This is a genomic window from Bacillus cereus group sp. BfR-BA-01355, assembly GCF_022663675.1.
Classification (GTDB): domain Bacteria; phylum Bacillota; class Bacilli; order Bacillales; family Bacillaceae_G; genus Bacillus_A; species Bacillus_A thuringiensis_S.
In genome coordinates, this window is the sequence record NZ_JAKUFY010000016.1 from 67,576 (window position 1) to 77,342 (window position 9,767).

Consider the following 9,767-nt stretch of genomic DNA (forward strand, 5'->3'; position numbering starts at 1 on the left):
TAAAGGTGTGTTTGATATGAATAATATTTATTCACCATCGCTATATTTCAAAAAATATAATAAGGTAAATTCTTTTCCAACTAGTATGAGATTATTTTGTTTTCATTATGCAGGAGGAAGTGCCAGTAATTTTAAAAAATGGGCAACTAAATTACCGGAACAGGTTAAGGTAATTGCTGTTCAATTACCAGGTAGAGAAAATAGAATTATGGAGAAACCATTCAATAATATCCAATCAATTATATGTGAATTAGCAGTAGAGATTCTTCCTTTATTAGATAAGCCTTATGTATTTTTTGGACATAGTATGGGGGCATTATTAAGTTATGAAATGTCATGGTATCTAAAAGAAAATTTTTCAACATTTCCAGAAAAGTTAATTATTTCGAGTTTTAGGGCACCGCATCTATCGCCAATAACAAATAATATGCATGATTTATCTGTACCTATTTTTATTGAGAAATTAAAAGAAATGGGAGGAACATCTGAAGAAATATTAAGTAATCAAGAGTTAATGGAATTAATTATACCTACTATACGTGCGGACTTTGAAGTGTGTGAAAAGTATGTATATAAAGAAAGAAATAAATTAAATTGTCCTATTGTGGCGTATGGTGGAACAGAGGATAGTAGAGTTCGTTTAGAGCATCTAAAACAGTGGGAGAAACACACTAGTAAAGCATTTAAAGTTCAGATGTTACCAGGAAATCATTTCTATTTAAAAGAAGTTGAAAAAGAGTTGCTATATTTAATTTCTAAGGAATTATTAGAAAACAAATAAATGAATTTATTTAAAAATATGGATGATAAATGAAATATTATTGTGAGGAAGAATAATGCAAGAAAGAGTATCCGTTTTATATTTGAAAATACCTGAAAATATAAAAATATCAGATTTTAATTGGTGTTTGAATGTTTTAGATGTAGAAGAACAGGTAGAATTTTACAGTTTTCTAGTAGAGCATAAAAAACTTGAGTTCTTACTTGGAAGGTTGCTGGTGAAGTCTCTATTTACACAAAAATTAAATTTGTTAGTAAATGATATTTTGTTGAAAAAAAATAGTTTTGGAAAGCCATATGTAAATTGGGAGTTCAATAAACAACAAAATCCTATGTATTTTAATTTATCACATACAAGCCAGATGATTGTTTGTGGAATTGCTAAAGAAAAATATATTGGGATAGATGTTGAAAAGACCAATAGAAATTATTTAGATGTTATGGATGTAGTTTTTTGTGAAAGAGAAATTAAATTAGTATTAGATCAGATAAAGTCTACAGATAAGAAAGAGATGTTTTTTAGAATTTGGACAAGGAAGGAAGCTGTGTTAAAAGCCAAAGGAACAGGGTTTTATACACATCCTGTATCTATTTCTGTACCAGAAAATAGCGGGATTATTAAAGGAGGTGATTTTTTATATAATTCCTTTTTATTAGATCCTGATTATATTGTCTCAGTTGCTTTAAAATGTTCAAAAAATAAAAAATATACATTTAGTATTAAAGAAATTCTTCTTAAAGAATTAATAGATTTATATAAAACTTTATCTTAAATGATGATAATAGTTTCCAGGAGGAAATGGTATGCTAAATGACTTAAAAGTTATTCCAACGGAGCAAATATATTTACATGAAGAATATGAACATGAAAGGTTAAAAAAGTTAAGTCATAAGATTAAAAATGAACAGGTTTTAAAGAATCCTCCAATCGCTTTACAATTAGCTGAAGATAAATATCTAATCCTTGATGGAGCACATAGGACGTTATCTTTGAAGCAATTAAATTGTAAAAGGATGGTTGTTCAGGTCGTTAAAGCAGATTATTTATCAATTGGAGCATGGTCACATCATATATCAGATAGTGAGGGAGTATTAGAGGTATTAAAAAGTAATTCTAATATTTTTTTAAGTGAAAATATTGAAAGTGAAAATTTAATTGCAACAGTGTTTGTTAATGGAATAAAGTATGATCTAGCAATTAATCCAGAAATGGAAAAAGATATGGAAATAAAAATTAGAATTTGGAAAGAAATTGTTAATGCTTATACAAATAAATATCCGTTTACTAGAATAACAAATGACGAATTAATTCCTTCAGACGGCATAGTGTTTAGCTATACTTTGCTAGAGTTGTATCAAATCAAACAATTAGTAGAGTCGAATTTACTACTACCTGCAGGTGTAACTAAATTTAAATTAAATTGTGGACGTATTTTGAATTTAAACATTCCGTTAAGTTTTCTAATCCGAGAAGATTTTGTAGAGGAGGATTGGAATGAACTGTTGGAATTATGGGGAAAATCAATCAGGTTGTATACTGATCCCGTCTTATTATGTGAAGTTTAAGTTAAAAAAGATTGGAATGAGGGTATTGGTTTTTTATAAAAATTAAATGAGCTAATTAATGTGAAAAGGGGCAAAAACATGATTCATGATGACGTTCTTTCATTAATAGGAGATACACCTATTGTAAAAATTAATAAGCTGGTCCCACCTGAGAGTGCTCAACTATATGTAAAATTAGAAGGATTTAATCCTGGAGGAAGTTCGAAAGATAGAGTTGCAAAGCGAGTAATTGAATATGCTGAAAATAGTGGACAGTTAAAGCCAGGAGGAACAATTGTTGAATCCTCTTCTGGGAATCTTGCAATTGGTTTAGCGTTAGTAGCAAAGATGAAAGGATATAAAATGATTTGTGTAGTTGACCCTAAAATAAGTAAAGTGAATCTGAATCTTATTAAATCATATGGTGCCCAAGTCCATATGGTTGATGTATCAGATGAACACGGAAACTACTTAAAAGCAAGACTCGTAATAGCACAAGATTTAGCGAATTCTATTGATGGAGCTTATTGGCCTAATCAATATAACAATCCTGAAAATCCGGAGGCCTACGTGCATACTTTAGTTCAAGAAATTTATGATGATTTTAATGATACTTTAGATTGGATTGTATGTCCTGTAGGTACTGCTGGATTAATTACGGGTGTTGCAAAAGGAATGAAAAAATTAAATCCATCTGTAAAAGTTATGGCTGTCGATGCTGTGGGATCAGTTATATTCGGAGGAAAGCCTGGGGTAAGAAGGCTTTTGGGGATAGGAAATGCGATTGTACCTGGAAATGTGAATCGAAGTCTTTATGATGATCTAAGTTACGTTAATGATGCAGATGCCTTTTTTATAACACGAGAGCTTGTATCAAAAGAAGGGATATTAGTTGGTGGATCTTCTGGTGCAGTTGTATGTGCTGCTCTAAGACTAATAGATAAACTACCAAAGTCTAAAAAAGTATTAGCGATATTACCAGATAGAGGTGATCGATATTATAATACTATATTTTCAGATGAATGGTTAGTTGAACATGATATTGAATTACCACAATCAATTAATGATTCCATTTTAGTTTAAAAAAAATAGATATTATTTTAAGGGAGTGTTAATTATGTTATTAGAAACAAAACCAGAATTAATTTATCTTAGTAAACAGAATATTATTGATTTAGGTGGTTATAAGGCCAACATTTATGTGCAAGCTATTACACAAGCACTAACATTACATTCAGAAAGGAACTTTAGTCAACCTTTAAAGCCTTATTTAAAGACTAATAAAGAAGGAGAGCATATCGCAGATAGAATTATTGCTATGCCAGCGTATCTTGGCGAACCTTCTATTTCAGGGATTAAATGGATCGGAAGTAAGTTTGATAATCCGACCAAAAAAAATATGGAAAGAGCTAGTGCACTAATTATTTTAAATGATCCAGAAACAAATTTTCCAATTGCCATTTTAGAAGGTAGTGTTATTAGTTCTATGAGAACAGCAGCTGTTACTGTAGTTGCAGCAAAATATTTGGCGAAAAAAGGATTTGAAAATGTATCAATTATCGGTTGCGGATTAATTTCTAAAATGCACATAAATTCTTTACTAGAACAGTTTAATCATATTAGACAAATTAATCTATTTGATTTGGATAATGTAAAAGCAAAAGCTTTTGCTCAAGAAATGAAAGAACGTTTTAGTCATGTCGATTTTCAGGTAAAAGAATCAGCAAAAAATGCGGTAGAACAAGCTGAGGTACTTGTAACATGTACGGTAGCAGACACTCCATATATAGAAGCAGATTGGATACAAAAAGGAACTTTTGTCAGTAATATCTCTATAATGGATATAGAAAAAGAAGCTTTTTTAAAGGCTGATAAGGTAATTGTAGATGATTGGGATCAAGCAAATAGAGAAAAGAAGGTAATTAATCAGCTCGTTGTAGAAGGGAAATTTTCAAAAGAAATGCTTCATGCAGAACTTGGTGATATTATAACTGGTAAAAAATTAGGAAGAGCGACCGATGAAGAAATTATTATATTAAATCCTATGGGTATGGCCATTGAAGATATTGCATGTGCTCATGCCATTTATGAGAAGGCGAAAAAAGAGGGATTAGGAAAATTGCTAAGCTTATATTAAGCTTTTTTATCAAGAGGAACTGTAATCGGTTTTAATTACAGTTCCTTTATTTGATTAATAGTTGCTTAGAAGTTTTACTTTAATATTGTATCCCCTAAAAATAAGATTTTTATCGTTGATAACAAACATTGAAGTTTAGGGAATTAAGAGAGGTGCTAAAATCATGGTCTATGAAATCAAATTTATTCCATATGAAGAATTAATTTTTTTTGAAGAATATAATGAGGAACAATTAATTAAAATTAAAAGTAATATTGATGCTCAAAAAGCCTTGAGTAACCTACCAATTGTTATGAGAATTGAATCAAACAAATATCTTGTTTTAGATGGAACACATCGTATCTTGGCATTAAATAAATTACGCTGTATGAATATTACTGCGCAAATAATCGATGAGAGTATTGTAGTATGTAGTTCTTGGCTTCATCAGATTCCTAAATGTGAGGAGTTAATAAGTGATTTAAAAAATAACCCAAATTTTTATTTTACTGGAGAAAATTTATTAGAACAGAAGTATCTTGCAAGGGTTTATATAGATAATCAAGTCTATTATTTATATGATATGGATTCTAAGAAAAAGGAAGAAGCTATCTCATTTTTACATTCAATTATTAATGTGTATGATAGCAAGTATGGATATACAAAGATAACAAAAGAAGATTATACTCCAAACTTAGAGTATATTACGATTGAGTTTCCGGATTTTTCTATACAAGAAATAATGAAAAGTATTGATAATAAATTGTTACCATTAAACGTTATAAGATTTACTTTTAATATTAAAAATATGAATGGTATAAACATTCCAATTTATGTTATAAGAAGTCCAGAGGCTTATGAGTTTGAGTGGAGAGAAATTATAGAGAAATTATCTTTACCTATTCATAGATAAATGAATTTCCAAATGAAAAATTGTTGCAATATACTCTTTTAGTAAAAAGTTACTAAGGAGTGTTAATTGTAAAACAAGGATGGGGCCTTTGTATTCTGTAAAATGTGGGCATTAAGTTAGTTCATAGGTGAAAAAAATACAGAAATGAAATTAAATTATTTGTAATTGAATAAGTATAACAATCCTTCAAAAGTACCATTTATATTTCGGAACAATTTGTTTAAAGAAGAAATGAGTAAAGTAACAATGGTATCAGCTCACAGAAGAAATTCATAAAACATTTTTCAATTACGTGTATGTAATTTGTTTAAATACATATAAAAAGACACTTTTTTAAGTGTCTTTTTATATGTTGACATACTATTAAAGAAAATGAAGTGATTAGATATAATCAATTGGAGACTTCTTGGTTAATAATAGTATAACATCGAAATAGAAAATTTAAAATTATATTTTAAATATATATAAATTTATACATGCTACGGTTTATCAATATTTTTAGCTTTATATTTATTTTAAATGGATATTTTCAATCTGTTTTTAATTAAAATTTATTTCTATCTAACATTAGAATCTAATTCAATATCTACTTTAGAGATTTATTCTTAATCTTTACGAAAAAATTTCAACAAAGATAACAAATTATAATGGCTAATGTAGCAGCCCAATCTAGAAATGGATGTTGTAGATATACTCCTCTTGCTATAAAAGCTAAAACTAGGACAACAATTCCAGATTGAGACTAAATCTTTATTTTAATTTTAAATCTTTAAAGCGTCTACATATAGATTTTTGAAAAAAAGAAACAATCTAGCTTATTATTAGCGTTACATGAGCTTAGCTTGATAGCAATGGGATACCACCATATCGCTATCAAGCTAAGTTTTTAATATGCAACCTAAAAGTACATTTTCTTTTTAATCAATACGTTTATTGGAAAATGCTTTGCGTTTTGAAGCACAGAAGCTCCTTCTATTATAGAAATGATTTTGAATGTAAGAAATTTGTAAGGAATGGATAAGAAAAAAGAAATTTTTATTGTATAGGATACAGATATAGAGAAGATTAAAAAAGGGGGAGTAGATAGGATATATTTATGCGAAAAAGAAACTAGTAGTAAAAGTATTCTAAGCCAAAAAGTAATTTATGAGACTAACATACAGTTGGCACTCAAAAGTCCCTACAGGAACAGATGAACTTGGCGATTCCGGGCTTGGAATTTTCAAAATGAAGCTTTCAAACGGTGTATCGATATGGTGGCATGGAGGAACCATTCCTGGCTTTTTAACTTTTGCTGGGGGCACACTTGGAGGCAAGCATACATTGGCCGTCAATTTGAACAGTCTTAAAGCTGATAGTCCTGATCCTTTTAAAAATATTTTACTTGCTGAATTTAGCAAGTAGTCTAAAAGTAAAGACGGGTAAAATTTATCATAGTTTCGTAGTTAAACAAATTAATGATAAAATCGATCACTTATCTAAGGAGGTAATTCCCTCATGAAAATTAAGCTAAATGGTGTGTTAACCGCGACATTAGTGTTAACTATGATCCTACCAACAGGGGCGAGAGCATTCTCTGATAATAAGACTACAGTTGTAACTAATGAAGAAGTAGCCAGCCAGGAACTGAAGAAGATTGCAGCAGAGAAGGCGGAGCTACTTACGAAGTCCCATGGGGCAGCTAGCGTGCAGTATGCACTAATTGATAATGGAAAACTTATTTTATCGGGTCAGGCTGGCAAGAACGATATGGAAGGGGAAAAGCCGCTAACCAAAGATACTCTATACGGGATTGGTTCAGTCAGTAAAATGTATGCAACAGCGGCTGTAATGAAATTGGTCGATGAAGGAAAAGTCGATTTGGATGCTCCTATTGTCCGCTATGTTCCTGATTTTAAGATGAAAGACGGTCGATACAAACGTATTACACCGCGTATGTTATTAAATCATTCCTCTGGATTGCAAGGTTCTACGTTAGGTAATGCATTTTTATTTAACGATAATGATACCTATGCCCATGATACCTTGTTACAGCAATTGTCAAATCAAAACTTGAAGGCGGATCCGGGCGCTTTCTCTGTATACTGTAACGATGGCTTTACGCTGGCCGAAATTTTGGTTGAAAGAGTTAGTGGTATGAGCTTTACTGAATTTCTACATCAAAGCTTTACAGGGCCCTTAAAGATGAAACATACGAAAACGCCTCAGGACAAATGGAGGGGTGAAAATCGGGCTGGACTATATTTCCCGGCGTACCAAGGACAACTTCCAAATGAATCGGTGAATGTAATTGGTACGGGAGGCATATCTTCCACGGCAGAAGATATGGTGCGATTCTCACAACTATTTATGGGACAGGGAAAAGGAATCCTCTCTGATAAGGTAGTCAAGGCGATGGAGCAAGAGGAATATAAAAAAGGAATGTGGCCGGGGACTGGAGATAATATTTTTAACTATGGTCTTGGCTGGGATAGTGTGAAACTATACCCATTCAGTGAATATGGGATCAAAGCTTTGGCTAAGGGCGGTGATACAGCGCTGCAACATGCTATACTAGTCGTGCTTCCGGAACAGAAAATAGCAGCGGCTGTATTGTCATCCGGTGGAAGGAGCTCTACAAATCAACTAATGGCAACTGAATTGTTACTCGCCACGCTTAAAGAAAAAGGTACTATTAAGGACATCAAGCCGAATAAATCCTTTGGCAAGCCGGTCAAAGTCAAAATGCCTCAAGGTTTAGCAAAGAAAGCAGGCTTTTATGGCAATAGCGAAACTGATTTCAAAATTGAAATTACGAAGAATGGAGAACTGTTCTTACCATCTAATCGAGAAGAAAAATATGTATATACTGCAGATGGAAGCTTTATTAATGAAAAAGGTACTTCAAAGCTCAACTTCGTAGCCGAGAAGAATGGAAGAACTTATTTGAGGGAGAGCGCATATAAATCTCATCCAGGCTTAGGGCAAATTGTGATGACTCACTATTTAGCTGAGAAACTAGAAGACAACGTGCTATCGAAGAAAACCGCTGCTGCATGGGCAAAGCGGGAAGGTGTCAAGTTCTATCTTGTGAACGAGAAATTTAGTTCTATTCAATATCTCGTTCAACCGAAACTTCTGACTACACAAATTACTCGCAAGGAAGGCCTGGCGGGTTATTGGGATGGCAGAAAAATTACAGGTCCAAATACCGCAACGCATCAGCTCCAAATTCCCGTGATGAATGGCCGTGATACGACGGAAACGCACTTCTATACAGAAGATGGAAATGAATATATGGAAATGGCCGGGTTGTTATACGTGAGTGAATCTAACGTAAAACCGATTGATGTAGATCAATCATCCAAAGTTATGTTGGGAACAAATGGGCATGCGAAATGGTTTACAATCCCGCAAGCGGCAACAGAGAAAATAATTACCGTGACGTTGCCATCAGAAGGTTCTTTTGCGGTGTATGATGAGAAGGGAGTTTGCGTCAACTTTACTATTGTGAACGGCAATAACAAGGTGAAACTGCCGAAGAACGGAACAATCGTATTCGCTGGGGCACCGAACTCAGAATTTGCAATCTCGGTGAACTAGCTACAACTCAGATAGACTTCAATAAAACAGTACGACATGGAAAAGATGTTTTATTTGAATCTTAAGTACTCCCTTTATAAAGAGAAATTCCACGAATGATATTGCACTTAAATTCTTAGCTTGATGGGTATGGGGTACTATTTCAAAAAAATTCAATAGCAGTACTTTGAGTTCTAGAGACCACTCATGTTGGAGAAACAAAAGAAGAAGTATGAAATTAATGTATTAACCTTATAACGTATAAAAGACACTTTATAAAGTGTCTTTTATCATTTTAGCCAAGAAGACTCCTTCCTCAAGGAACGCGAAGTGAGTAGGTGGGATATGAGTTGGCTTCGAACAAGGGATGGCAAGGAACCATCTTAATTGCTCGATATACATAAAGTGTTACTTCACTATCCATCGAATATATGTTTGGTATATAATGGTCATATACCGAAATGGAGGTGAATCAAATGATAATTAATAAAGCCTATAAGTTTCGTATCTATCCAAATCAAGCACAAGCAATTCTAATTAACAAAACGATAGGTTGTTCTCGCTTTGTATTCAATTATTTCCTATCCCTATGGGATCACGCATACAAAGAGACAGGAAAAGGCTTGACCTATGGTACATGCTCTGCCAAACTACCTGCCATGAAGAAAGAGCTTGTTTGGCTAAAAGAAGTGGATAGTATTGCGATTCAGTCGTCTGTTCGCAACCTTGCGGATGCTTATACGCGCTTTAAATCTAAGAAGAACAACGTACAATCTTATACCACAAAACAAACAAATGAAAACATTGCCGTTGTAGGGAACAAAATAAAGTTGCCGAAACTAGGCCTTGTTC

General features: G+C 32.7%; 8 protein-coding genes and 1 pseudogene. All 9 read left to right on the forward strand.

Going from position 1 to position 9,767, the window contains the following annotated elements; genetic code table 11:
* The first annotated feature begins 16 nt into the window (after window positions 1–16).
* Complete coding sequence (locus MR167_RS07940; RefSeq protein WP_242314327.1) at window positions 17–781, forward strand: thioesterase II family protein; 765 nt, start codon at window positions 17–19, stop codon at window positions 779–781.
* Window positions 782–836: 55 nt separating this feature from the next.
* Complete coding sequence (locus MR167_RS07945; RefSeq protein WP_242314329.1) at window positions 837–1,553, forward strand: 4'-phosphopantetheinyl transferase family protein; 717 nt, start codon at window positions 837–839, stop codon at window positions 1,551–1,553.
* 31 nt (window positions 1,554–1,584) lie between these two features.
* Window positions 1,585–2,346, forward strand: a complete 762-nt coding sequence (locus tag MR167_RS07950) for a ParB N-terminal domain-containing protein (protein ID WP_000930877.1) — start codon at window positions 1,585–1,587, stop codon at window positions 2,344–2,346.
* A gap of 78 nt (window positions 2,347–2,424) precedes the next feature.
* The gene (sbnA, locus tag MR167_RS07955) at window positions 2,425–3,408 is read left to right on the forward strand and encodes a 2,3-diaminopropionate biosynthesis protein SbnA (RefSeq protein WP_000580988.1); all 984 of its coding nucleotides are present in this window, start codon (window positions 2,425–2,427) and stop codon (window positions 3,406–3,408) included.
* A 34-nt stretch (window positions 3,409–3,442) separates the two neighbouring features.
* On the forward strand, window positions 3,443–4,462 hold the full coding sequence (gene sbnB / locus MR167_RS07960; protein WP_242314331.1) for a 2,3-diaminopropionate biosynthesis protein SbnB: 1,020 nt from the start codon (window positions 3,443–3,445) through the stop codon (window positions 4,460–4,462).
* A gap of 163 nt (window positions 4,463–4,625) precedes the next feature.
* The gene (locus MR167_RS07965; protein ID WP_242314333.1) at window positions 4,626–5,354 is read left to right on the forward strand and encodes a ParB N-terminal domain-containing protein; all 729 of its coding nucleotides are present in this window, start codon (window positions 4,626–4,628) and stop codon (window positions 5,352–5,354) included.
* A gap of 1,176 nt (window positions 5,355–6,530) precedes the next feature.
* A pseudogene (locus tag MR167_RS07970) lies at window positions 6,531–6,758 on the forward strand (serine hydrolase domain-containing protein); the annotation flags it as partial.
* A gap of 93 nt (window positions 6,759–6,851) precedes the next feature.
* Window positions 6,852–8,936 (forward strand): serine hydrolase domain-containing protein, encoded by a 2,085-nt coding sequence (locus MR167_RS07975; protein WP_242314336.1) that lies wholly within the window; start codon window positions 6,852–6,854, stop codon window positions 8,934–8,936.
* Window positions 8,937–9,391: 455 nt separating this feature from the next.
* Window positions 9,392–9,767, forward strand: a 376-nt coding sequence (locus MR167_RS07980) for a helix-turn-helix domain-containing protein (RefSeq protein ID WP_242314337.1), incomplete at its 3' end; no start/stop codon positions are given.

Bases quoted from the DNA above. Each gene is read 5' to 3' on its own strand.
- MR167_RS07975 (WP_242314336.1), top strand. From the start codon at position 6,852: ATGAAAATTAAGCTAAATGGTGTGTTAACCGCGACATTAGTGTTAACT.
- MR167_RS07950 (WP_000930877.1), top strand. From the start codon at position 1,585: ATGCTAAATGACTTAAAAGTTATTCCAACGGAGCAAATATATTTACAT.
- MR167_RS07945 (WP_242314329.1), top strand. From the start codon at position 837: ATGCAAGAAAGAGTATCCGTTTTATATTTGAAAATACCTGAAAATATA.
- sbnB (WP_242314331.1), top strand. From the start codon at position 3,443: ATGTTATTAGAAACAAAACCAGAATTAATTTATCTTAGTAAACAGAAT.
- MR167_RS07940 (WP_242314327.1), top strand. From the start codon at position 17: ATGAATAATATTTATTCACCATCGCTATATTTCAAAAAATATAATAAG.
- MR167_RS07965 (WP_242314333.1), top strand. From the start codon at position 4,626: ATGGTCTATGAAATCAAATTTATTCCATATGAAGAATTAATTTTTTTT.
- sbnA (WP_000580988.1), top strand. From the start codon at position 2,425: ATGATTCATGATGACGTTCTTTCATTAATAGGAGATACACCTATTGTA.